18 protein-coding genes, 3 pseudogenes, 1 CRISPR repeat array and 1 other annotated feature are annotated in these 22,679 nt (G+C 64.4%); of the genes and pseudogenes, 6 read left to right on the top strand and 15 right to left on the bottom strand.

The genetic code is table 11. From position 1 onward, the window contains the following. Positions 1-23: 23 nt before the first annotated feature. Positions 24-941, bottom strand: a complete 918-nt coding sequence (gene asd / locus AC23D4_RS06085; RefSeq protein WP_472890369.1) for an archaetidylserine decarboxylase — start codon at positions 939-941, stop codon at positions 24-26. Between the two features lie 59 nt (positions 942-1,000). On the opposite strand from asd, the gene AC23D4_RS06080 reads away from it, so the two are divergent. Next, a complete protein-coding gene (locus tag AC23D4_RS06080) occupies positions 1,001-2,656 on the top strand; it encodes an aminotransferase class III-fold pyridoxal phosphate-dependent enzyme (RefSeq protein WP_472890370.1) in 1,656 nt (551 codons plus the stop codon). Positions 2,657-2,691: 35 nt separating this feature from the next. On the opposite strand, the gene AC23D4_RS06075 is transcribed toward AC23D4_RS06080, so the two are convergent. Then, positions 2,692-3,300: a DUF962 domain-containing protein gene (locus AC23D4_RS06075; protein WP_472890371.1), complete on the bottom strand. Its 609-nt coding sequence runs from the start codon at positions 3,298-3,300 to the stop codon at positions 2,692-2,694. A 165-nt stretch (positions 3,301-3,465) separates the two neighbouring features. Here AC23D4_RS06075 and AC23D4_RS06070 point away from each other — a divergent pair, with 165 nt between their 5' ends. Next, positions 3,466-4,701 carry a glycosyltransferase family 4 protein gene (locus tag AC23D4_RS06070; protein WP_472890372.1) on the top strand — a complete coding sequence of 412 codons (1,236 nt, stop codon included), beginning with the start codon at positions 3,466-3,468 and terminating at the stop codon, positions 4,699-4,701. Between the two features lie 107 nt (positions 4,702-4,808). Here the strand turns inward: AC23D4_RS06070 and AC23D4_RS06065 are convergent, their stop codons facing one another. The 6 genes from AC23D4_RS06065 to AC23D4_RS06040 form a co-directional block, all read right to left on the bottom strand. After that, a complete protein-coding gene (locus AC23D4_RS06065; protein WP_472890373.1) occupies positions 4,809-5,045 on the bottom strand; it encodes a hypothetical protein in 237 nt (78 codons plus the stop codon). A 181-nt stretch (positions 5,046-5,226) separates the two neighbouring features. Then, the gene (locus AC23D4_RS06060; protein ID WP_472890374.1) at positions 5,227-7,401 is read right to left on the bottom strand and encodes a PhoX family protein; all 2,175 of its coding nucleotides are present in this window, start codon (positions 7,399-7,401) and stop codon (positions 5,227-5,229) included. Between the two features lie 108 nt (positions 7,402-7,509). Then, entirely contained in the window at positions 7,510-8,265 is a 756-nt protein-coding gene (locus AC23D4_RS06055; RefSeq protein WP_472890375.1) for a FecR family protein, read from the bottom strand. Next, on the bottom strand, positions 8,262-9,062 hold the full coding sequence (locus tag AC23D4_RS06050; protein ID WP_472890376.1) for a BPSS1780 family membrane protein: 801 nt from the start codon (positions 9,060-9,062) through the stop codon (positions 8,262-8,264). Before AC23D4_RS06050 ends, AC23D4_RS06055 begins: the two co-directional genes overlap by 4 nt. An 18-nt stretch (positions 9,063-9,080) precedes the next feature. Further along, the gene (locus tag AC23D4_RS06045) at positions 9,081-10,091 is read right to left on the bottom strand and encodes a homoserine kinase (protein ID WP_472890377.1); all 1,011 of its coding nucleotides are present in this window, start codon (positions 10,089-10,091) and stop codon (positions 9,081-9,083) included. 15 nt (positions 10,092-10,106) lie between these two features. Next, on the bottom strand, positions 10,107-10,469 hold the full coding sequence (locus AC23D4_RS06040; RefSeq protein WP_472890378.1) for a hypothetical protein: 363 nt from the start codon (positions 10,467-10,469) through the stop codon (positions 10,107-10,109). Positions 10,470-10,549: 80 nt separating this feature from the next. On the opposite strand from AC23D4_RS06040, the gene polA reads away from it, so the two are divergent. Further along, positions 10,550-13,372, top strand: a complete 2,823-nt coding sequence (gene polA / locus AC23D4_RS06035) for a DNA polymerase I (RefSeq protein ID WP_472890379.1) — start codon at positions 10,550-10,552, stop codon at positions 13,370-13,372. Between the two features lie 126 nt (positions 13,373-13,498). Next, positions 13,499-14,741: a CRISPR direct-repeat array (repeat unit 37 nt; unit sequence GTTGTAGCTCCCTCTCTCACCCCGGATAGCTACACTC). A gap of 61 nt (positions 14,742-14,802) precedes the next feature. On the opposite strand, the gene cas2 is transcribed toward polA, so the two are convergent. From cas2 to AC23D4_RS06010, 5 genes and pseudogenes are all read right to left on the bottom strand, one after another. Further along, positions 14,803-15,135 (bottom strand): CRISPR-associated endonuclease Cas2, encoded by a 333-nt coding sequence (gene cas2 / locus AC23D4_RS06030; protein WP_472890380.1) that lies wholly within the window; start codon positions 15,133-15,135, stop codon positions 14,803-14,805. 22 nt (positions 15,136-15,157) lie between these two features. Then, a complete protein-coding gene (gene cas1, locus AC23D4_RS06025; protein ID WP_472890381.1) occupies positions 15,158-16,066 on the bottom strand; it encodes a type II CRISPR-associated endonuclease Cas1 in 909 nt (302 codons plus the stop codon). Next, a complete protein-coding gene (gene cas9, locus AC23D4_RS06020; protein WP_472890383.1) occupies positions 16,053-17,483 on the bottom strand; it encodes a type II CRISPR RNA-guided endonuclease Cas9 in 1,431 nt (476 codons plus the stop codon). The genes cas1 and cas9 overlap by 14 nt, the downstream gene beginning before the upstream one ends. A gap of 105 nt (positions 17,484-17,588) precedes the next feature. Then, positions 17,589-18,820 (bottom strand): IS3 family transposase gene (locus tag AC23D4_RS06015; RefSeq protein WP_290729592.1). Its coding sequence is split into 2 segments (ribosomal slippage): positions 17,589-18,535 and positions 18,535-18,820, totalling 1,233 coding nucleotides; the frame shifts between segments, so codons are not numbered across the junction. Beyond that, positions 18,423-18,539 (bottom strand) — a sequence feature (AL1L pseudoknot). Its footprint overlaps the gene before it by 117 nt. A gap of 50 nt (positions 18,821-18,870) precedes the next feature. After that, positions 18,871-19,137: pseudogene (locus AC23D4_RS06010) on the bottom strand (IS110 family transposase); the annotation flags it as partial. A 77-nt stretch (positions 19,138-19,214) separates the two neighbouring features. Between AC23D4_RS06010 and AC23D4_RS06005 the strand changes: the two are divergent. From AC23D4_RS06005 to AC23D4_RS05995, 3 genes and pseudogenes are all read left to right on the top strand, one after another. Continuing rightward, positions 19,215-19,991 (top strand): annotated as a pseudogene (locus AC23D4_RS06005) (IS5 family transposase); the annotation flags it as partial. Positions 19,992-20,223: 232 nt separating this feature from the next. After that, positions 20,224-20,349 (top strand): annotated as a pseudogene (locus AC23D4_RS06000) (IS4 family transposase); the annotation flags it as partial. A gap of 54 nt (positions 20,350-20,403) precedes the next feature. Further along, a protein-coding gene (locus AC23D4_RS05995) for an IS5 family transposase (protein WP_487623619.1) occupies positions 20,404-21,170 on the top strand; the annotation gives its coding sequence in 2 pieces (ribosomal slippage) (positions 20,404-20,719 and positions 20,719-21,170; 768 coding nt in all). 275 nt (positions 21,171-21,445) lie between these two features. Here AC23D4_RS05995 and AC23D4_RS05990 read toward each other — a convergent pair. Both AC23D4_RS05990 and AC23D4_RS05985 read right to left on the bottom strand, forming a co-directional pair. Then, positions 21,446-22,123 carry an RNA ligase family protein gene (locus AC23D4_RS05990; protein ID WP_472889127.1) on the bottom strand — a complete coding sequence of 226 codons (678 nt, stop codon included), beginning with the start codon at positions 22,121-22,123 and terminating at the stop codon, positions 21,446-21,448. A gap of 6 nt (positions 22,124-22,129) precedes the next feature. After that, a complete protein-coding gene (locus AC23D4_RS05985; RefSeq protein WP_472889126.1) occupies positions 22,130-22,675 on the bottom strand; it encodes a hypothetical protein in 546 nt (181 codons plus the stop codon). Positions 22,676-22,679: the final 4 nt, after the last annotated feature.

Below are 22,679 nucleotides of genomic sequence, written 5' to 3'. Positions count from 1 at the left end.
AGAGAGCGTAGCGATCGTGGGGGTCATGTGTCTTCTGTGCTGGTGTGGGAGCTTGTTTGAAGCAGGGCTTCGCCCATGCGGATGCGGTGGCCGTTGCGTAGCGAGGGGCCGAGCGCCAGGCCCGGCGGCGCCAGCACCAGGATGGTGGAGCCGTGTTCGAACCAGCCGAGTTCGTCGCCCTGGCGGTAGCCGGCCGAACAGGGCAACTGGTTGGGGCCGCGGTAGCGCAGGTTGAGCGGCACGTCGAGCGCATGCAGGCGCATGCTGGCCACCAGGATGGCCGCCACCGGCACCAGCACCAGCAGGCCGCCGTCGGGCCGGCGCAGCCGCAGCACGGCGCGTTCGTTGCGGCAGAACAGGCGCTCGACGCGCTGGAGCGCGATGGGGTTGACGTTCCAGGTGTCGCCGCTGATGTAGGTGACGTGTTCGAGCGTGGCGTCGCAGGGCGCGTGAAAGCGGTGGTACATGCTGGAGGTGAGCCGCAGTGTCACGTAGCTGCCGCCCTGCAGCTGCCGCGCCAGCTCGCGCCCTGGCACGTTGTCGCCCAGCAGGTCGAGCAGCCGGTAGGGGAAGCCCTTGGCCTGGAACAGCTGGGCGTCCGTGCCGTACTGCAAGGCCTCGATGCGGCCGCAGGCACCGACGATGCCGTCGCTCGGGCTGGTCAACACACCGGGTCGGCCATCGAGCGGGCGCAGGCCGGGCTTGAGTTCGCGGATGAAGCAGTCGTGCAGGCTGTCGAAGTGGGATTGTTTGGCCTCGCTCAGGTCGAGGTCGGAAAAAGTTTTCCAGACCGCCATCGACGCATCGCGCACCCAGGGGTGGCGGATGCGGCTCCACCAGCCCATGAAGCGCGTGAGCGCGATGCGCGGCACGCGGTTGGTCAGCAGGAAATTCAGGTCTTCGTTCAGCGCCAGGCGCTGAGCGGCGGCTCGCAGGTTCATACGGGTGTCATGGGGGTGAAATAGAAACGCGGGATTGCAGTCACGGAGCAGTCATCGCCATGCCTTTCATCGAATACGCCCTCCCAGCCGCCGCGCTCGCGCTGGGTCTGCCCGCGCTCAAGCGCCGCCTCGACCTCTCGCGCGCCAAACACCGCTCGCTCGCCGGCCATTCGCGTTTGGCGAAGCGGCTGGCGCGGCTGCTGCCGGGCTACGCCTACGACGAGGCGCGCTTCTTCAACTGCGACGGGGTGTCCGATGAGGTCGCGCAGCTGCGCCGCGCCGCGTTTGAGACCCTGTGCGCCGGCTTTGCACAGCGCTACGAAAAAACCCTGGCGCTCACCGCGCAGGCGCGCGAAGGCCTGGCCGACCTGCAGTTCACCGGCAAATACCGCGTGCCCTTCCAGTTCAGCCCCATCGTGAGCGAGCGGCTCAAGGTGGGCGCCTTCGTGCAGTCGGCCGAAGGCGTGAGCCTGACCGACCTCGACGGCAACCGCTTCATCGACCTGACGGGCTCCTACGGCGTGAATGTGTTCGGTGTGGACTTCTACAAGGCCACCATGGCCGAGGGCGCAGCGATGGCGCAGGAGCTCGGGCCGGTGCTCGGCGCCTACCACCCCTGCGTGGCCGACAACATCGCGCGGCTGCGCGCCATCTCCGGGCTGGACGAGGTTTCGTTCCACATGTCGGGCACCGAGGCGGTGATGCAGGCCGTGCGCCTGGCGCGTTACCACACGCGGCGCCAACACCTGGTGCGCTTTTGCGGCGCGTACCACGGCTGGTGGGAAGACGTGCAGCCCGGCCCGGGCAATCCGCTGCCCCCGCGCGAGACCCACACCCTGGCCGACATGAGCGAGCGCAGTCTGCAGGTCTTGCGCACCCGCAAGGACATCGCCTGCGTGCTGGTCAACCCGCTGCAGGCCCTGCACCCCAACCGCAACGCCCCGGCCGATTCGGCGCTGGTCGACAGCAGCCGCCAGGCGGGTTACGACAAGGCCGCCTACACCGCGTGGCTGCAGCGCCTGCGCGAGGTCTGCACCGAGCGCGGCATTGTGTTGATCTTCGACGAGGTATTCCTCGGATTCAGGCTCGCGCCGGGCGGTGCGCAGGAATACTTCGGCGTGAAGGCCGACATGGTCACCTACGGCAAGACACTGGCCGGCGGTTACCCGGTGGGCGTGGTCTGCGGGCGGCACGACCTGATGCAGCGCTATCGCCCCGAGCGCCCGGCCGACCTGTGTTTCGCGCGCGGCACCTTCAACGCTCACCCCTACGTCATGGGTGGCATGAACGCGTTCCTGCGCCGCCTGGACACGCCCGAGGTGCAGGCCATCTATGAGGGCCAGGAGGCTCGCTGGGACGCGCGCGCGCTGCGCTTCAATCAGACCATGGCCGCCGAGGGTCTGCCCATGCGCGCGACGAACATGCACAGCATCTGGACCATCGGCTACACCGAACCTTCGCGCTACAACTGGCTGCTGCAGTACCACCTGCGCTGGCACGGGCTGGCCCTGAGCTGGGTGGGCACCGGGCGCCTGATCTTCAGCCTGAACTTCAGCGACGCCGACTTCGAGCAGGTGCTGCAGCGCTTCGTGCTCGCCGGCCGCGACATGCACACACAGGGCTGGTGGGGGCAGGGCGGCGGGCAGAGCAACAAGGACATCCGCCGCGGCATCCTGCGCGAGGTGCTCGGCACGCTGCTCGGGCGCCAGGTCTGAGCGTGTCAAGGCGGGCGGTCGTTGCCGGTGCGGGATCAGCCGCGCTGGCCGTGGTAGGCCGGGTCGAGCAGCTCGCCGCGCAGCAGCTGCAGCGGGGCCCGGTGGTACAGCGCGATGTCGTGGAAAGGGTCGGTCAGGATCTTGGTCATCCACACCAGGCCGGTCTGCACGTCGCGGATGAAGAACAGGTGCACGGTGCGGAACAACAGGCCACCCACTCCGATCACCAGCCAGGCCGCGCCGACGTCGCGCGCATAGCCGGTCCAGTCGCTGTGCGACTCGATCAGGCCCAGCAGGTCGGGCGAGACCAGCAGCGCCACCGGCGCGGCGGCCCACAAGGCCATCAGCACGATCTTGCGCTGCAGGTTGTAGCCCACCTTGATGGCTTCCTTGTGTTCGTGCGTGGCCTGGTTGATGTGGTCGTAACCCTTGGGTTCGAAGAAGAAATGACCCGCCTGGCGCGTGGCCATGGAGAACAGCCAGGCGATCAGCGCCGAGACCACCGGGTCCACCAGCAGCCACGCGTAGGCCACCAGGAAACTGATCGCGCTGACGAAATGCAGCGTCTGGTTGATGCGGTGGTGGTGGTAGTAGCGGTGGTCGTCCTGGCGCTGGATGTCAAGGGCCTCGAAAAAAGTCGTCACATGGGTCTCCTGGTGGGGGAAATGGACAAGGGGGTGGCGACATGATCTGCAGACTCGATGAAAGGCCGGTGACAGGGGCGCTCTGTCATCGCGCGGGCACAGGGCTGTCATCGGCGCGGGCCGGTTTGTCACATGCCTGTTGTGCAAGCCCGGGAAGATGCCGGCATGAACCATCTCGCCTCTCAGAACATCCTCGTGCAGGAATTCCCGGCCGCCCGGCCTTCGCTGCGCCTGGCCGTGGTCACCGAGACCTGGCCACCCGAAGTCAACGGCGTGGCACTCACGCTGGCGCGGCTGGTGCAGGGCCTGTGTGAGCGCAACCACCAGGTGCAGCTCGTGCGCCCGCGCCAGACCCGCGCCGACCTGGGCGCGCAGGACGCCGGGTTCGAAGAGGTGCTGATGCGCGGCATGCCGATCCCGCGCTACCCGCAGCTCAAGCTGGGCCTGCCGGGCAAGAAGGCCCTGATCTCGGCCTGGGCGCTGCAACGGCCCGACCTCGTGCACATCGCCACCGAAGGCCCGCTGGGCTGGTCGGCGCTGCAGGCTGCGCGCCACCTGCGACTGCCCGTGACCTCCGACTTCCGCACCAATTTCCACAGCTACAGCCAGCACTACGGCCTGGGCTGGCTGAAGAAACCCATCGTGGCCTACCTGCGCAAGTTCCACAACCTCACGCAGTGCACCATGGTGCCCACGCGCGCGCTGTGTGCCGAGCTGATCTCCAGCGGCTTCGAGAACATCCGCGTGGTGGCGCGCGGTGTGGACACGCAGATGTTCCGGCCGGAGCGCCGCAGCGGCGAGCTGCGCGCCCAGTGGGGCGCCGACGAAGCCAGTCTGGTGCTGCTGGTGGTGGGCCGGCTGGCCGCCGAGAAGAACCTGGAGATCGCGATCCGCGCCTTCGAGGCGATGGCCGCGGTGCACCGCGATGTGCGGCTCGTGTTCGTGGGCGATGGGCCACAACGCGAAGCCCTGCAGCAGCGCTGCCCCTCGGCGGTGTTTGTGGGGCAGTTGCGGCAGGACGTGCTGGCCGCGTGTTACGCCTCGGCCGATCTGTGCCTGTTTCCCAGCCTGACCGAGACCTTTGGCAACGTCACGCTGGAGGCGCTGTCCAGCGGGCTGCCGGTGCTGGCCTTCGACACCGCGGCGGCGGCCGAGTGGCTGGAACCCTGCGTCACCGGCTGGATGGCGCCGGCGGGAGATGCGTCAGCGTATGTCGCACTGGCCCGCGAACTGGCCGCCCAGCCCCAGCGCATCACCCAGGCCAGCACCCGGGCGAGGCAGCAGGTCGCCCAGCTGGACTGGCAGCAGATCGCCGCCCAGGTCGAGGCCGTGTTCACGGGCGTGATGGCGCAGAACGTCGGACGCACCATGCCTTCTGCGCCGCCGCTGCCCGCGCACTGAAGCGCTCTGTTCATCGGCATTCACCGCAGCGACACACCCGCTGTCGTCGTTTTGGGATGTGCTGCTGCATACAGCCATACCGCCATTTTTTTCCGTTCGCGGGCGGTTCACCCAGGGCCCTCGTTGGACATGTCGTGGACGGTCTCCGATTTGCGAAACACGATTTCGCCTGTCGGTACGTGGACGACCCGAATCTCCCGACCCGGCGGGATCGTCTGGCTCTTGGCTGCAACCACAACCGCGAGTTCCCCATCGTCAAGCACGCAGCTCTTTCCCATGGCCACGTGCAGGAGGGCGCTCACGATGGGGCGTTCACTTTCGATGCGGTAGATGCCGTTTGGCATGATGGCTCCTTTGTGTACATCACCAATCGCAGGGGCGACAGCGAGATCATGGGTTTCAGCATAGTGCTGCGACGGGTGCACGGCCAGTCACCAGGTGCTGCTGTTGTTACCAGGTGTCGGCCTCACAGCGGGCAAGAAAAAACCCGGCCGAAGCCGGGTTGTGAAGTGGAACGAAGCGGGATCAGGAACCGATCACGCCGCCGTCGTTCTTGGTGATGACGATCGTGGCCGAGCGCGGGCGCTGGCCAGCGCCGTAACCGGCGTTGGCGGGCCACTGGCTCTGGTACTTGGCCGGATTGCCCACGTCGGCCATGGCTGTGCCTTCGCCCGGGTGCTGGATGTTGACGAACACCGCACGGCCATCGGGTGTCTCGCACCAGCCGGTGATCTCGCAGCCCTTGGGACCGACCAGAAAACGTGCCAGCGTGGTGGGCGTCGGGGTCTTGCCCACGTAGGTGGTGACGGACTTGTCGCCGTGCTTGACCGTCCTGGCGCCGCCATCGCCGAGCTTGCCGGGGATGGCGGCGAGCATCATGCAGTTGGTCTTGTCGGTGTAGGCGCCGTCGTCGGTCTGGATCCAGCAGACGCCGGTGGCCGGGCTGAACACCAGGCCGTCGGGCGCCGACATGTCGTTGTCGTCGGTGAGGCTGGAGAGGTTCACCGCTGCCTTGTCGGCATCGGCTTCGGCGCCGAAGACGTAGACGTCCCACTTGAACGCGCTGCCGGCGGGCGAGGCGTCGGCCATGCGAACGATGTGGCCGTGCACGTTGCCCTTCTGCGCCTTGCTGCCCTTCATGTCGGTGTACATGCGCGGGTTCACGGCGTCCGTGTTGGCTTCCGTGCGGTTGCTGTTGTTGGTCAGCGTGATGTAGACCTCGCCGGTCTTCGGGTTCACACCGCCCCATTCCGGGCGGTCCATCTTGGTCGCGCCCACGGCGTCGGCCGCCAGACGCGTGAAGATGGCGACGTCGGCGTTGGACTTGAACTCGAAGTAAGAGCTGCCCGCGATGACGGGGTTGTTCATCGACAGTTCCAGCCATTCACCGCTGCCGTTGTCCTTGAAGCGGGCGGCAAACAGCGTGCCCTTGTCGAGGTATTTGTCACCGGCGGCCAGGCGGTTGGCCGGCTGCGCGTCCTTCGGGTCCCACTTGGCGTCGGACACGAACTTGTAGATGTACTCGCCGCGTGCGTCGTCGCCCATGTAGGCCACGACGGGCTGGCCGGCCACCGGTTTGGCGAAGGCCACGCTCTCGTGCGCGAAGCGACCCAGACCGGTGCGCTTGCGCATCGGCGCCTGGGTGTCGTAGGCGTCCATCTCGACCACATAGCCGAAGGTGTTCATTTCGTTGCGGTAGTCGTCCTTCGCGCTGGCGGCCAGTGCGCCGTTGTTCCAGCGCACGTACTGGTCTTGCGGGCCGGCGCTTTCCCAGCCGTGGCGGCTGGCGGCGCCGGCCTTGCGGCCGTAGCGGTTGAGGGCCTGGACCTGCTTGTCCTTCTTGCGGCGATCGTCGTCCTTGGCGTCGCGCGAGAAATAGCCGTACCAGTTTTCTTCGCCCGAGACAAAGGTGCCCCAGGGGGTCTTGCCGGTGCCGCAGTTGTTCAGCGTGCCGCGGCACAGGGTGGCGTCGGTGCTGAACTTCGTCACCAGGTGTTCACTGCCGCGTGCCGGGCCGTGGATGGCGGCCGTGGTCATGGTGGTGACACGGCGGTTGAACGGCGAGCTGGTCTTGTAGGCCCACTGCTTGCCGCTGGACTGGACTTCCACGAACGACAGGCCGTGGATCGCGAGTTCCTTGTCCACTTCAGACGCCGGGCGGGGCAGGGTGGACGCGCCGCCGTTGGTGTGGATGAAGAAGGAGCTGAGCTTCTCGTCGGTGGTGGCTTCGTGGTTCACGGCCAGGATGCCGCGGCTGTTGAAGCTGTTGGATGGCTTGCCCGAAGCGTCCAGCCCGAACCACTCCATGCCGTCGTGGTGGTCGCCCGCACGCTGATCGAAAGCGGTGTCGCTGCCATCGTTCTTGAAGGCTGGCACACCGGCGGCCAGCGGGTCGCCCAGCGCGTAGATGATCTGGGCGCTGTAGCCCTCGGGCACGACCACCTTGTCGGCCAGGCTCTTGGCCACGGGCTTGAAGCCCAGGCTGGTGAGGGCTGCGCCGGTGGTGCCGGACGCGCCGGAGGTGGCGCAGCCGCTCAGGGCCGTGGTGCCCAGAACGCCGGCACCTGCGGCACCCGCCGCGCCACGCAGCAGGCCGCGGCGGCTCAGGCGGGCATCGAGCACCTGATCAATGTGGGGGTTGGCCGTGTGGTTGGAGTCTTCGTTGTTGAAGTTACCGGGGTGGGAGATGTCAGATTTCAATTGGTGGCCTCGTGGGTTGAACAAACGGGGCCAAGCATCTCCCGTTTGTGTGAAACCCGCGTGACAGTGGTGTGGCAGTTCGCCCCGCGCACGCGGGCTGCCCTGCTATCAGCGTGGTAGCAGATTCATGGCCGGGTGCATCTGCCCCGGCTGGTTTTCCATGTAACCCCTGCCGTCTTTCACGCCTGTCCTGCCGGCGATCTGCCAGGCGGTGCGCTGGTTGATCAGGCGGGCCAGGAATTCGAGCTCTTCATCGGTGTGGTTGATGGCATCAGCGGGCGTGAGCAGCCGGCCGTTTTTCGGCGCAACCTCACCCCAGAACGACTGGTGGTAGCTCGACACGGACAGCGCGCGGTCGCCGCGGGCGTTCATCTGGACCGTGCCATAGCAGTTGCAGAAATAGCTGCGCTGGTCGGGCATGACTTCGGCGTAGACGCCGGTGCCGCGGATGCCGGCGGTGAGGGTGGGGGTGACGATGGTTCGGCTGGCCGAACGCCCGAATGCGCTGACCACCGCGCCAGTGAGCAGGCGCAGCAGACTCACGGTGTTGAGCGTAGAGCCGCGCCCGACCTCCAGGCGCGAGTTTTGCCGCACATGAAAGGCCGCGTTGCCGATCACGAACAGCAGCCGCGAACCCGGGCCGGTCTGGATCTGATCCCCGGACTGCACCGTGTGCTGCGGCGACATGCGCCGGCCATTGAGCAGCACATCGCCCAGCATCTCGACCACATTGCTGCGCTGCTGGGCTTGCGCGGCACCCATTCCCCCGAAGGCCAGCCAGGCGCCCGCCGCGGCCACGGCCTCGCGGCGCTGGAACCAAAGGACTTCGTCTTCATGGCGGCCAAGCAGGGTGTGCTGAGTCATGTCGGGTCTCCGGTGGGTGAAGGCATTTCGTCGGGCGCTGGGCCGGTGTCAAAGCTGTCGCGGAAGCTGAAATAGACCGAGGCGTAGAACATCGACGCCACGAACAGCACGGCCGGGTACAGGATGATGTTGAGCGCCTGGACGCCGCCGAGCGCCGAGCCCAGCAGGCTGATCACCAGCCCTGACAACAGGAACACGCCCATCCAGCCCAACCCGAAGATGAACAGGGCGCCCTTGTTCTGCCAGCAGGCCAGGGCGCTGAAAAACAGGCTCTTGACCGGGCTCACACCGTGCCAGTGCACCAGCGCGGGCGCGTGCCAGAACATCATGAGAACGGGGATGTACACCAGCAGGGCCAACCACAGGCCCGGGCTGCCCAGCAGGCTCTGCATCATCTCGGGTGTGACGCTGGTTTCGACTTCGCCCGCCGGCGCCGAGGGGCCGAGCAGCGCGGCCGTGGCCAGCACCAGCAACAGGCAGCCGGCGTACATCGCTCCCAGCATCAGCATGGCGCGCGTCTGTTCGCGGCTTCCGCGAAACGCGCTGACCAGCGTGGATGGCATGGGGAAGCGGCCGGCCGCGGCTTCGCGGCTGGCCGCCATCAGACCCAGGTTGGCCGCGGGCGTGAGCACGGCCGAGATGGCCGTCCCGATCAGCGGGATGATCGAGAGCACGGACACCGTGGCCATGAACATGAAGAACAGGCCCGAGAGGGCCAGGGGCTGGCGAAAAAAGGTTTTGACGCCCAGTTTCACCCATTGCAGGCCGGTGCCTGCGGGAACAATGCGGAGTTTCATGCGTGGGTTGGGTCGGGCTCAGGCGGTCAGGCTGTGTTCTTCCAGCAGCGAGGCCAGCAGGCCGGGCGCCAGGCCCACCCGCTCGCGCAGCACGCGCTCGAAATGGGTGGGGTCGTGGGGCTTGAGCATGCTGGCGTCGCGCGGCAGGTGCCAGTCCCACAGGCGCGAGAGCCAGAAACGCAGCGCACCCGCGCGCAGCATGGCCGGCAGCAGACCGCGCTCGGCCGCGTTCAGGGGGCGCACCGCCTGGTAGGCCGACACCATGGCCTGCGCCAGGGCGGCGCTGTGCTGGCCGTCGTGGTCGTCCGCCGTGTGGCGGATGCACCAGTCGTTGAGGCAGACCGCCAGATCGAACAGGAAGCTGTCGTTGCCGGCGAAATAGAAGTCGAAGAAGCCGGTGAGTTCACCATCTTCAAACATCACGTTGTCACGGAACAGGTCGGCATGCACCGGGCCGCGGGGCAGGGCGGAGTAGGCCGGCAGGGCCGCCACGTGGTTCTGGTAGGCCAGTTCGGTGCGAATGAGCGTGCGCTGGCTCTCGCTCAGGTGCGGCAGCACCACCGGCACCGTCTCGTTCCACCAGGGCAGGCCACGCAGGTTGGGCTGGCTCATGCCGAAATCGCGCCCGGCCAGGTGCAGGCGCGCCAGCATGTCGCCCACCGCCCGGCAATGCGATTCCTCGGGTGCCAGCTCGCTTTTGCCGCGCAGCTTGTCCACCACAGCGGCCGGTTTGCCCTGCAGCGTGTGCAGGATCTCACCCCGGGCGTCGGCGGCCGGTTCGGGCACGGGGATGCCCTTGCCCGCCAGGTGCTTCATCAGGTGCAGGTAATACGGCAGTTGTTCGAAACCCAGGCGCTCAAACACCGTGAGCACGTGGGTCTCGTGGAGGCCCCCGCGTTCGGTGGTGGCGAAATAGTTGGTGTTTTCGATGCCGCCGTGGATGCCCCGCAGCTCGGTGAGTTCGCCCAGGTTCAGCGTGCGCAGCAGCGCTGCTGCTTCGTCAAACGGGACTTCGGTATAAACAGCCATGAAAAATGCGGACGATCAGAAGTTGAGGATGCGCCAGCGGCTCTTGCCTGTGGAGCCCTTGTTCTGGGCATCGGTGAAGTCCGCGCCACCCGGCACCGGCGTGATCTCGTAGCCGGGCGCACCGTTCTTGGGCTGCACGGCGATGCTGCGGGTCTGCCCGCCCACGCGCAGCTCGTCGATGCGCGAGAGCCCGTCTTCGTGGGTGATGCGCTCGATGCGCTCACTGCTCGCAGGGGGGCCGGACTCTGCAGGCACGACCGCCGTGGCTTCCGCGGCCGGCGCAGGGGCCTGGGCCAGCACGGGCAGGGCAAGGGTCAGGGCCAGAGCCGGCACGGACAGGCGTGACAGGCGGGAGAGGGGGGTGGTGGTATGGCGCATGCCCCATTGTAGGCAGGCGCTGCCCGTCTGGTGAGCGCCGGGGGCGGCTCAGGGCGTGGAGATTCCCCCACAATCGCCCCATGTCCGACGAAAAAACGCCCACCCCCACCCTGTTGCTGGTCGATGGTTCCAGCTACCTCTACCGCGCGTACCACGCCATGCCCGACCTGCGGGCCGTGCCCGGCGACCCGACGAGCCCGGCCACCGGGGCCATCCGCGGCATGATCAACATGATGCAGAAGTTGCACAAAGATTTTCCTTTTGTGTACGGTGCCTGTGTGTTTGATGCCAAGGGCCCGACCTTCCGCGATGCCATCTACCCCGAATACAAGGCCCAGCGCAGCCCCATGCCCGACGACCTGCGGGCGCAGATTCCACCGATCCACGAGGTGGTGCGCCTGATGGGCTGGCCGGTGCTCGACGTGCCCGGCGTCGAGGCCGACGACGTGATCGGCACGCTCGCCGTGACCGCCGCGAAACAGGGCTTCGAGGTCATCGTCTCCAGTGGCGACAAAGACCTGGCCCAACTGGTGAATCAACACATCACCATCATCGACACCATGAACGGCAGACGCCGCGACCTCGCCGGCGTGCAAGCCGAGTTCGGTGTGCCCGCGCACCTGATGGTGGACTACCAGATATTGGTGGGCGACCAGGTGGACAACGTGCCCGGGGTGGAAAAGGTGGGTCCCAAGACCGCCGCCAAGTGGCTGCAGGAATACGGTTCGCTCGAAGGCGTGGTGGCCAACGCCGGCAAGATCAAGGGCGTGGCCGGCGAAAACCTGCGCAAGGCGCTCGACTGGCTGCCCACCGGCCGCCAGTTGCTGACCATCAGGACCGACTGCGACCTGAACGGCTGGGTGCCCGACCTGCCGGCACTCGAAGCCATCCGCATCGGCCAGCCGCAGACCGAACCGCTCAAGGCGTTCTACGAAACCTACGGCTTCAAGGGTTTGGCGCAGTCGCTGGGCGGCGCAGTGGCTTCTCTCCCTCGCCCCTCTGGGGAGAGGGCAGGGGTGAAGGGCTCCCCTCCCACCAACGACCTCTTCAGCGAACCCGCCACTGAGGCCGATCAAACCCCAGCAGCCCCCAGCGCCAGCAACCTCCACTACGACACCATCCTCACCTGGGAGCTCTTCAGCACCTGGCTCGCCAGGGTCGAAGCCGCCGACCTCGTGGCCGTGGACACCGAAACCACCTCGCTCGACGAAATGGTGGCCCAGATCGTCGGCATCAGCTTCAGCGTCAAACCCGGCGAAGCTGCCTACATCCCGCTGATGCACGCGGGCCCCGACGCGCCCGAGCAGTTGCCGCTGGACGAGGTGCTGGCGAAGCTCAAGCCCTGGCTGGAGAACCCGGCGAAACACAAGCTCGGCCAGCACATCAAGTACGACCGCCATGTGTTCGCCAACCATGGCATCGAGGTGCAGGGCTATGTGCACGACACCATGCTGCAGAGCTACGTGCTCGAGGTGCACAAGCCGCACGGCCTGTCCAGCCTGGCCGAGCGCCACCTGGGCCGCAGTGGCATCAACTACGAAGACCTCTGCGGCAAAGGCGCGCACCAGATCCCGTTTGCCCAGGTCGACGTGGCCAAGGCGGCCGAGTACTCATGTGAAGACAGCGACCAGACGCTGGACGTGCACCGCGCGCTCTGGCCCCAGCTCGAAGCCGACGCCAAGCTGAGCTTCATTTACGAGCTGGAGATCGCCAGCAGCGAAGCGCTCTACCGCATCGAGCGCAACGGCGTGCTGATCGACGCGCCCACGCTCGCCAGACAGAGCCACGAACTCGGCCAGCGCATCTTCGCGCTGGAGCAGGAGGCGTATGAAATTGCCGGCCAGCCCTTCAACCTGGCCAGCCCCAAACAGCTCGGCGAAATCTTCTTCGACAAACTGGGCCTGCCCGTCATCAAGAAAACCGCCACCGGCGCGCGCAGCACCGACGAAGAGGTGCTGGAAAAGCTCGCCGAAGACTACCCGCTGCCCGCCAAGATCCTGGAACACCGGGGCCTCTCCAAGCTCAAGGGCACTTACACCGACAAGCTCGCCCAGCTGGCCCATCCGCGCACCGGCCGCGTGCACACGCACTACGCGCAGGCCGTGGCCGTGACCGGGCGCTTGTCCAGCAACGACCCCAACCTGCAGAACATCCCCATCCGCACCGCCGAAGGCCGCAAGGTGCGCGAAGCCTTCGTGGCGCCCGCCGGCAGCGTGATCGCCAGCGCCGACTACTCGCAGATCGAGCTGCGCATCATGGCCCACCTCAGTGGCGACGCGGCCTTGCTCAAGGCCTTCCACGAAGGCGTGGACGTGCACCGTGCCACCGCCGCCGAAGTGTTTGGCCTGGAGCCCGCGCAAGTCAGCAGCGAGCAGCGCCGCTACGCCAAGGTCATCAACTTCGGCCTCATCTACGGCATGAGCGCCTTCGGCCTGGCCAAGGCGCTCGCCATCGACAACACCGCCGCCAAGAACTACATCACGCGCTATTTCGAGCGCTTCGCCGGCGTCAAGCAGTACATGGACGACACCCGCGCCCAGGCCAAGGCCCAGGGCTACGTGGAAACCGTGTTCGGTCGCCGCCTCTACCTGCCCGAAATCAACAGCCCCAACGGCCCGCGCCGCAGCGGCGCCGAACGCGCCGCCATCAACGCCCCCATGCAGGGCACGGCGGCCGACCTCATCAAGCTCAGCATGGTGACGGTGCAGAAGGCGCTGGACGAACAGCAGCGCGGCACCAAGATGATCATGCAGGTGCACGACGAACTGGTGTTCGAAGTGCCCGAGGGCGAAGTCGACTGGCTCAAGACCGAAATTCCGCGCCTGATGGCCGGCGTGGCAGCGCTCAAGGTGCCGCTGCTGGCGGAGGTGGGGGTGGGGGCGAACTGGGACCAGGCGCACTAATTGAGCGGATGGTCGACGGCTTCTTCTTGAACAACATTGCGCTTTAGCGCTGTGCGCGGGCTCAGGGGTGGGCCGCTCGGCCAGCGCAGCGTTGCCGAGCGGCCCACCCCTGAGCCCGCGCACTTTGTTGTAGCTCCCTCTCTCACCCCGGATAGCTACACTCTATCGTGCGGCTCAGCTTGCAATTGCGAAAGTTGTAGCTCCCTCTCTCACCCCGGATAGCTACACTCCGGCGGTGACGCCATCACCGCCGCTGCGGCGTTGTAGCTCCCTCTCTCACCCCGGATAGCTACACTCTGGTGCCCACCGGGGCGCGCTGGCGCACTTGTTGTAGCTCCCTCTCTCACCCCGGATAGCTACACTCTCGTTGTTGAGCGTGATGGCGCCGCTGATCGTTGTAGCTCCCTCTCTCACCCCGGATAGCTACACTCGGCGTCGAGGAAGAGTGCGGTGCTGAGTTCGTTGTAGCTCCCTCTCTCACCCCGGATAGCTACACTCGCCCTGGGCGCGTCCAGCTACTCGCTGGCCGTTGTAGCTCCCTCTCTCACCCCGGATAGCTACACTCAGACCACCGACGCCAACGTCGAGCCCGTCAGTTGTAGCTCCCTCTCTCACCCCGGATAGCTACACTCAAGCCTGGCGCGCGCTGGCCGCCGGCGTAGGTTGTAGCTCCCTCTCTCACCCCGGATAGCTACACTCGAGGCGCGCACGGACTGGCCCTTCCCCCACGTTGTAGCTCCCTCTCTCACCCCGGATAGCTACACTCCCTGGGTCATGGAAGAAGCACCACGGATTGGTTGTAGCTCCCTCTCTCACCCCGGATAGCTACACTCAGTCTCCGTTGTGTGATTTTGGGAAGCCCGGTTGTAGCTCCCTCTCTCACCCCGGATAGCTACACTCCGATGAGCCAAGAGCTGATGTGCCCCGCGGGTTGTAGCTCCCTCTCTCACCCCGGATAGCTACACTCCGGCGACGTGTTTGAAGGCCGCGCAATCATGTTGTAGCTCCCTCTCTCACCCCGGATAGCTACACTCGTGAACCTGACCGGCACGCTGAAGACCCCCGTTGTAGCTCCCTCTCTCACCCCGGATAGCTACACTCCCGAGGGCGCTGCTTTGCCGCGTGTGGTGTGTTGTAGCTCCCTCTCTCACCCCGGATAGCTACACTCTGTTCGCCCGCCTGTTCGCCCGCCTGTTCGGTTGTAGCTCCCTCTCTCACCCCGGATAGCTACACTCGGCTTGCATCAGCAATACACCTTGAACGGCGTTGTAGCTCCCTCTCTCACCCCGGATAGCTACACTCCAGTCGCCCAGTCATGCCCTGCACCAGGATGTTGTAGCTCCCTCTCTCACCCCGGATAGCTACACTCAGGCCCCCTCGAAACCCGCGTCAAGCCTGGCTTGACGCGGGTTTTCGTTTTGGAAAAACGATCAGAAGAGTGCGATTTGGGCCGCATTGACCTTGGTTTCCTGAAAAAGCGGCATGCCTACGAGCATCTTCATGCTGGCAAACTGCTTCTCTGTGACGGTGAGTACCCGCACTGAGCCGGCTGGTGGCAGGTTGATGACCAGTCTCTTCATGTGCTTCTCAACGGCATCGCTGCCGTTGAGGATGCGACCGTAGACGGAGAACTGGATCATGTCGTAGCCGTCGTTGAGCAGGAAACGGCGAAACAGCGTGTAGGCCCGTTTCTCGGCCTTGGTCACCACGGGCAGGTCGAAAAACACCATCATGCGCATGAATCGCCTCGTTTCCTGACTCATGGGTGGACCGTCGTTGGTGGCTTTACATCTCCGGCCGGTGTTGCTGCAGGCCGATGATCCCCGGCATTTCCAGCACCTGCTCGCTTCCGCCATCGAACAGCCGTGCCAGCGATTCGGCGGCTTGCTCCACCGATGCCAGCACGCTCATAGCGCCGCGTGGCATGGCCACATCCACATTCAACAAGGCGATCAGTCCGAGCTTGTCGGCGGGTCGCAGGTTTTCTGTATCGACTGGAGGGCGTTGCTCGGCCACATACAGATCGACGATGGGCCTGTAGGGTTCGATCAGGTCGTCGGCCAGATTGAATGCGTTTTGCTCGCTGCTGTGAAACAGGCCGAGGCTGGGCAACATTCCGTGGGCCACCAGTGCACGAGCGCAGGCGCCACGCATGACGGCATATCCATAGTCCAGCGCAGCGTTGGTCCAGACTTCCTGGCTGCGGTGAAAGCTTCGGCCAAACACCTGCGGGAAATAGTAAGCGCTGGCCTGTGCTTCCATGTTTCCGGTATCGCCTGAGCGCACCCGCCGGGCATAAGACTCCAGCCGTTCTGGATCTTCAATCCGTCGCAACCGCATGCACTGGGCTTGATTGCGGATTTTGGTTTGCACGATGGTGGCCCAAGCACGTTTGGCCGTGGGTTTGTCCAGATCCAGTTGCAGCCGCTGCATGCGTGTGGCCCGACTGTGCTGCAGGAAGGGCAGAAACACACCATTGGGTTGGTGGTTGTCGCCTGTGCTGAACAGGCTGATGCCGTATTCCGCGCAGGCAGACAAAACCGGGTGGGTGAGCGTGATCTCCCGGTTGTTGAGCACGATCACCGCGATGTCTTCAAACGGTACGCGGGCGGACTGTGCTTGCTCCACCACCAGCGCGAAATGCTCGCGCTTGAGTTTGGCGGGCTGGCTGATGACCACACTACGCCAGACCACGGCGCGTCTCCGGTGGGGCGGGGTAGACATAGCCGAGCAGATCGACGTTGAATTTTTCGACTGAGAGAGCTGTCTTTACGCCGATGCTTTCAATAGCGCCACCTTTGCCACGAGCTACTGCTCGATCATGTACCCAGATGTTAAATGCCCCCGTGCCACGGTGGCAGCTTGCGAAGTAGCCCGTGTGTGTCTCTTTCTTCAGAGAAATTCGAATCAAATCGTTCGGATAAATCGAGAACAGAAACGCAAAGCTCTCGTCAATCAACGTCCACTCGACTTCGTCTTTGTAAGCAACCACGGCGCGATTCGGCAAACCCGTCACGCGATGGTGCACGTACACCGGCACCAAGTGGAACTTGCCTGCCTTGGTGAACACATCGACGCGAATCATGCTGTCGTTCTTGGCAACACCACCGCGAATAGGGATGCCGCTGAGTTTGTCGATGAACAGTTTCACTGTGCGCACGACTGGCCCAGTGGGTTGATCGTCTTTTCCTGGCTTGAAAAAGGGCTTGTCAGGGCCAAAGGCTTTGTCGGCCTTGCCGCCGTGGGCTTCAAGCCGCGCACGGATGGCCGCGTACAGCTTGGCATTTCGGTGGGGATCAGCCAGCTGGTCCAGGTCTTTCAGGGTGAGGCTGGTGAGGGGCACCTTTTGCACCACGCCGCCGTCTTCGCGCAATCCCTCGGGTTGCGCGTAAATGGTGTCTTTGTGCACAGCACCACCGTTGCGCCGTTGAGGTGCGCGTGACACAAACAACGTCCGTACTTGCTGCAAGTCGTCGTTGTTGTAGGAGCCAAGCCGGGCCATGTCTTCTCGCAAAGCAGCCAAGTCGTCGGTCTTGAGTCGGGCTTCGAGTTCGTGGCGGAAGTGGCTCCACGGCTCGGGGAAGTGGTGGCGGCTTCGGTCAAACGCATCGGGATTCAGGATTTCACCGGTTTCCGGATCGGGGAAACCCTCTTTCAAGAATTCGATCTCCTTGTTGCGCGCGTAGTCGGCCAGCGCTTTCACCATGCCGTGGCTGCACGCCGCCACCACCGCGGCGTCAAGCGCGTGGTGGCGGTCGCTTTCTTCGCGGATTTTCAAAAGGCCCCATCGCGCCCGCAAAAAGGCGGTGAGCTGCCCATTGACCACCACGCACCGCTTGTTGATATCACCATCGCCGCGTGTAGCAAGTTGCAGGTTTTTCTCTACGTAGTTCTTGAAGAAGCGGCAGATATAGCGCGTGTCGTTCAGGTTGCGGTCTTTGAAGCCCTTGGCCTCTTCCTCGCCGTAGTTCTTGCGTAGCAAGCGGTTGCGTTTCGCCATACGGTAGGCCTTGTTCTGGTTGACCCAGGCAGCGAAGTTCCGCCAGCGTTCGCCATCTTCACCACCTGTGAAGCTGGTGAGGTACTCAAAGGCTGTTCGGTTGTGATCCAGTCCTCGGCTCTACCTATCTGGTTTTCGATCACTCGGAACTGCTCAAGAAGCATGGTCAGCAAGGACTGAATCGCCCCGGGTTTCGTGGAGGCCGGTTGGTTTAAGTCAGGCCGCCACCATGGAGGACTGACTGGCGAGTTGCCGGTAGTAGTTTGCCTCAGCCTCTGCAGGAGGGATGTATCCGATGGGTCCGAGCAGCCGGTGATGGTTGAACCAGGACACCCATTCCAGCGTTGCCAGCTCCACCGATTCACGGGTTGGCCATGACCGGCGATGAATCACCTCGGCCTTGTACAGACCGTTGATGGTCTCGGCTAAAGCGTTGTCGTAGCTGTCGCCCTTGCTGCCCACCGAGGGCTCGATGCCTGCCTCTGACAGCCGTTCGCTGTAGCGAATGCTGACGTATTGCGACCCCCTGTCGGAATGGTGAATCAATGCGCCATCACGCTCGGGCTGCCGGGCATACAGCGCCTGCTCCAGGGCATCCAGAACGAAGTCCGTGTGCATGGAGGTACTGACCCGCCAGCCCACGATGCGCCGGGCATACACATCGATCACGAAGGCCACGTACAGCCAGCCTTGCCAGGTTGAAACGTAGGTGAAGTCCGAGACCCACAGCTGGTTCGGCCGCTCGGCCTTGAACTGCCGATTGACCCGATCCAGCGGGCAAGGGGCCTTCATGTCGCTGAGGGTGGTGCGCACCACCTTGCCCCGGCGCACGCCCTGCAAGCCCAGTCGCTTCATCAACCGCTCAACCGTGCAGCGGGCAATGACAACTCCCTCCCGGTTCATCTGTTTCCAGACCTTGTCGGCGCCGTAGACCCGCATGTTGGCTTGCCAGACGCGCTCAACGTGCGGCACCAGGGTGTCGTCACGCTGGGCGCGCGGGCAGCGCAGCTGGGGATTTCGCTGATGAGCAGCATGGCGCCAATAGCCTGACGGGGCGATCTGCAGCACTTTGCAGATCGACTCGACCCCGTAGGCCTGTCGATGCTGATCGACGAAGTTGTTCAGGACTTCAGACGGCGGTCGAGCTCCGCCTGGGCGAAAAACGCGCTGGCCAGCTTCAGGATCTCGTTGGCTTTGCGCAGCTCTTTGACCTCGCGCTCCAGCGCCTTCATCTGTTCACGTTCGGATGTCGTGATGCCGTCGCGCACGCCGGAATCGATCTGGTCTCGCTTGACCCATTCGTTGAGGGTCTGGGGCACGCAGCCGATCTTGGGGGCGATGGACTCGATGGTGGCCCACAGCGAGGGGTACTCGCCTCTGTGCTCACGCACCATGCGAACAGCACGCTCGCGGACCTCAGGTGAAAACTGGTTCGACTTCTTGCTCATGGCTCAATCCTCTCAGAGAAAAGAGCCTCCTCAAAACCCGGGGCGATTCAGTCGTTCTTGTTCGTTTTGACGAACGGTTTGACGTAGTGGGGGCTGATGAGCTGGACCTCAATGCCCAGTGCTTGGAACTGCCTGGCCCAGTGGTGTGCGGAGCTGCAGGCTTCCATAGCGATGGTTCGTGGACGAAGTTGACGAATCGTTTCCATCAGAGCTGGGCGCGATACTTTGGATCGGTGCATCGCCTGACCTCGGCGGTCTGCTCCGTGAAGTTGAAACACACGTTTAGCAAGGTCGATCCCCAGGATGTCGATTTCCATGATGAACCTCCGCATTTCAACGGTTGATGAGGGACACACAGTTTCGCCGGAGGGTGGCGTCGGGTCCATCTCAGTAGCAGTGGTTCGGCCTGTCGGACCTGGCCATGGAAGAAGCCCTGTTCGAGACGCCGCTGTACCGTGACTTCGCTGGTCTCTCGGGCAGCGAGCGCATTCCGGATCGCGTGAGCATCCTGCGCTTTCGCCACCTGCTCGAAGAGCACCAACTCAGCCTGCAGATACTGGCCACCGTCAACAGCACGCTGGCCGCCAAAGGGCTGCTGCTCAAGAACGGCACAGCCATCGACGCCACGCTGATCGCCGCACCCAGCTCGACCAAGAACAGCAGCGGCGAGCGTGATCCTGAGATGCACCAAACGAAGAAGGGAAACCAATGGCACTTCGGCATGAAGGCGCACATTGGCGTGGATGCCGATTCGGGACTGGTGCACACGGTGGTGGGCACAGCGGCCAACGTCAACGATGTGACGCAGGCCGGCGCGCTGGTGCATGGTGAAGAGAGCGATGTGTTCGCTGACGCAGGCTACCAGGGTGTGGCCAAGCGCGAGGAGACGCAGGCGATCAATGCCAACTGGCACGTGGCCATGCGCCCGGGCAAACGCAAAGCGTTGGACAAGAGCACGCCCATGGGCGCGATCATGGACAAGCTCGAACATGTGAAGGCCAGCATCCGGGCCAAGGTGGAGCACCCGTTTCGGGTGATCAAGCGCCAGTTCGGGTTTGTGAAGGTGCGCTACCGCGGATTGGTCAAGAACACGGCGCAACTGCACACGCTGTTCGCACTTTCCAACTTGTGGATGGCGCGGCACCGGCTTTTGCAGAAGGCGCAGGGATGAGTGCGCCTGCAACGCGCCCATGGGCCTCGATGAGGCCCCGAAAGGCCGGTAAATCGACCTTTGAACGGTGGAAACTGATCGAAACGGGCACGGCGGTTTCATGTCGCGAGATCCATGCGCTCAACGCCCTTCACCGCTCCGGTTTTGAACATCATCCCTAGGCTCAATACCGTTCAGATAGAAGTCTTGAGGTCAAAATCCGATTCCATCGAGGCTTTGATGGACGGAAACGATGGCCAGAACACGCAAGGTACTGCCGGCGCAAGTGGATGTCGCGCATCTGATCAGCGCGGGCGTGCTGGCCAGTGTGTGTCCCCGCGCGTTGATCGAAGAAGTGCTGGCCGAGACCGGCAAGGCTAGGGCGTGTTAACACTAATTGCTTTTGGACATCTCGGCTGCGAAACTATCGGCCATGGAGATCACAAAAGAGCAATTCGCGCGCATTGAACACTGCCTGCCCTTGCAGCGCGGCAACGTCAGCATGAGCAATTTGGAGGTCATCAACGCCATGCTGTATGTGGCCGAGCACGGTTGCAAGTGGCGCGGACTTCCCAAGCGGTTTGGCAACTGGCACACCATCTACACGCGCATGCGTCGCTGGACCAAGGCCGGTGTGCTGGACAAGATGTTTGATGCGCTGCAGCGCGAGCAGATCGTGCGCATCAAGATTGAAGCGGTGTCCCTGGACTCCACCAGCATTAAGGTGCATCCCGACGGCACAGGCGCTCTAAAAAAAACGGACCTCAGTCCATCGGCAAGTCCCGAGGCGGATGGAACACCAAGATTCATATGGTTGCCGCGGATGCTCGAACGGCCGTAACGTTCAGCCTCTCACCGGGCCAGGCGCATGACGCACCCGAAGGTCGGCGGTTGCTTCAGAGCCTGGGCGCAGCGAGTCGGCCGGTACATCTGCTCATGGACCGAGCCTACGAAGGAAACGAGACGCGACAGTTGGCGCTTGACCTGGGATTCATCCCGGTAGTGCCGCCGCTGAGGACGCGAATCGAACCATGGGAGTACGACCGTGAGATGTACAAGCGCCGCAATGAAGTTGAACGCCTGTTCCGCCGACTCAAGGGCTACAGGCGCATCTTCAGCCGCTTCGAGAAACTCGATGCGATGTTCCTGGGGTTTCTTAGCTTTGTGCTGGTGGTCGATGGCCTTCGAAGTTTGTGTTAACAGGCCCTAGTCCGCGCGGCTGCTGCCGGCGGTCGGTACTACGGTGATGGCGCAGGCGGCTTGGGCGCGCGAGCTCGATCCGGATCGCCTCAGCTCTGTCTGCGGCTCCCGCCTTGTTCTACGCTTGAATACAAAACCGTATGAAAGGGCCGTTTGGGGCGGCAATGACGCCTGCAGTTAAGGCTTGTACGACGCCCACCCTTCGCAGTCGGCGTGACGTCACTGGCCTGCGGGTCCGAGCGGGCGTCCTGCAACCCTTAACTCAAGCAGCACCCTCACACCACCCGATTCCACTCCAGCGCCCGACTGCGCCAGTGCGCATCAATCGTCTGCGTGAAGTCCGCCCGCACGAGTTTTGCGCGGCTCTCCAGCCAGTCGGCGTTCTCGCGGCGGACCACGATGCCCTCCAGGTGGCCCTGGCGGAACTGGCTGTCGTGGGCGTGCACCCAGTCGCGCAGCTGGTCCAGCGTCACTTCGCCCGCGTACAGGCGCGGCACGGTGTTGAAGCCTATTTCTGCGGCCCAGGCGTTGCGGCGCGCGGTGCTCCAGAAGCGCTGCTCCTGGCGGTCGTACACGTCGAACAGCATCCACCAGTCGGGCAGGGTGGCGTAGTCGAGTGAATGGCGCGCGGCGCACCATTCGCCAAAGGCGACGAGGTGCAGCCCCAGGGCATCGAACAGCTTGTCTTCGTGCGCCGCCAGCCAGGGGCCCAGGCGGGCGAACTGGCCGTGGAAGGGCTGGGGCAGGTACTGGCCCCGGTTTTGCGCGCGCAGCACGCCGTCGGGCGAGACTGAAAAGCCCAGGTTGGCGCCGTCGAGCTTTTCTTCCAGCACCACGGGGCCGCTGAGGATGTCTTCGGCCTCGGCGGGGGAGAGCACTTTGTCGTCGCGCGGCTCGCCAGTGGCCAGCCAGGCGATGTGGGGGGTGTGGGGGAAACGGAAGAAGTCGGGCATAAGTGTCTATTTTGCGCGCCGGACGCGCGGGTGTTTGACATGCCAGCGCGCCTGCAGCCAGTCGGGAAGCAGGTTTTCCACCTCCAGCCCCACGGCGTGCAGGGCCTGCTGGCAGTCGATCCAGTCGGTGTCGGCGGCGTTGGTGATCTGGGTGGCGCGGCCTGCATCGAGCGCGGCGAGGGCGGCGGCCACCATCTTGCGGTCGGCCAGGTCGGTGACGGCCTCGGCCAGCTCGGGCGGCAGCACGGCGTTGCCGTCCTTGTCGAGCAGCACATCGACCCACACCACTTCGCCGCGGTCCATCTTGTGCATCATGGCCAGCCAGCCGTAGTCCTGCTCGGTGAGCTTGTGGCGGTATTCGCCGCACACATGCCAGTCCACGTCGAGCACGGCGTGGCGCGTGGGGTCGGCCTCGAAGGCTTCGAGCCAGTCGAACACCTGCTGGCGCAGCGCGGCTTCTTCCACGGGGGTGGATTCGGCACGAAAGGGCGAACCCGCGTCGGACGCGCTGGCGACGATGAGCACATTGGTGTCCACCAGGCGGGCCTGCATTGCG

This window comes from Hydrogenophaga sp. L76, from assembly GCF_057654755.1.
This window is presented reverse-complemented; position numbering and strand designations above follow the sequence as displayed.

Bases quoted from the DNA above. Each gene is read 5' to 3' on its own strand.
- AC23D4_RS06070 (WP_472890372.1), top strand. From the start codon at position 3,466: ATGAACCATCTCGCCTCTCAGAACATCCTCGTGCAGGAATTCCCGGCC.
- AC23D4_RS06050 (WP_472890376.1), bottom strand. From the start codon at position 9,062: ATGAAACTCCGCATTGTTCCCGCAGGCACCGGCCTGCAATGGGTGAAA.
- AC23D4_RS06055 (WP_472890375.1), bottom strand. From the start codon at position 8,265: ATGACTCAGCACACCCTGCTTGGCCGCCATGAAGACGAAGTCCTTTGG.
- asd (WP_472890369.1), bottom strand. From the start codon at position 941: ATGAACCTGCGAGCCGCCGCTCAGCGCCTGGCGCTGAACGAAGACCTG.
- AC23D4_RS05985 (WP_472889126.1), bottom strand. From the start codon at position 22,675: ATGCAGGCCCGCCTGGTGGACACCAATGTGCTCATCGTCGCCAGCGCG.
- AC23D4_RS06080 (WP_472890370.1), top strand. From the start codon at position 1,001: ATGCCTTTCATCGAATACGCCCTCCCAGCCGCCGCGCTCGCGCTGGGT.
- AC23D4_RS06045 (WP_472890377.1), bottom strand. From the start codon at position 10,091: ATGGCTGTTTATACCGAAGTCCCGTTTGACGAAGCAGCAGCGCTGCTG.
- AC23D4_RS05990 (WP_472889127.1), bottom strand. From the start codon at position 22,123: ATGCCCGACTTCTTCCGTTTCCCCCACACCCCCCACATCGCCTGGCTG.
- cas2 (WP_472890380.1), bottom strand. From the start codon at position 15,135: ATGAGTCAGGAAACGAGGCGATTCATGCGCATGATGGTGTTTTTCGAC.
- AC23D4_RS06040 (WP_472890378.1), bottom strand. From the start codon at position 10,469: ATGCGCCATACCACCACCCCCCTCTCCCGCCTGTCACGCCTGTCCGTG.
- polA (WP_472890379.1), top strand. From the start codon at position 10,550: ATGTCCGACGAAAAAACGCCCACCCCCACCCTGTTGCTGGTCGATGGT.
- AC23D4_RS06065 (WP_472890373.1), bottom strand. From the start codon at position 5,045: ATGCCAAACGGCATCTACCGCATCGAAAGTGAACGCCCCATCGTGAGC.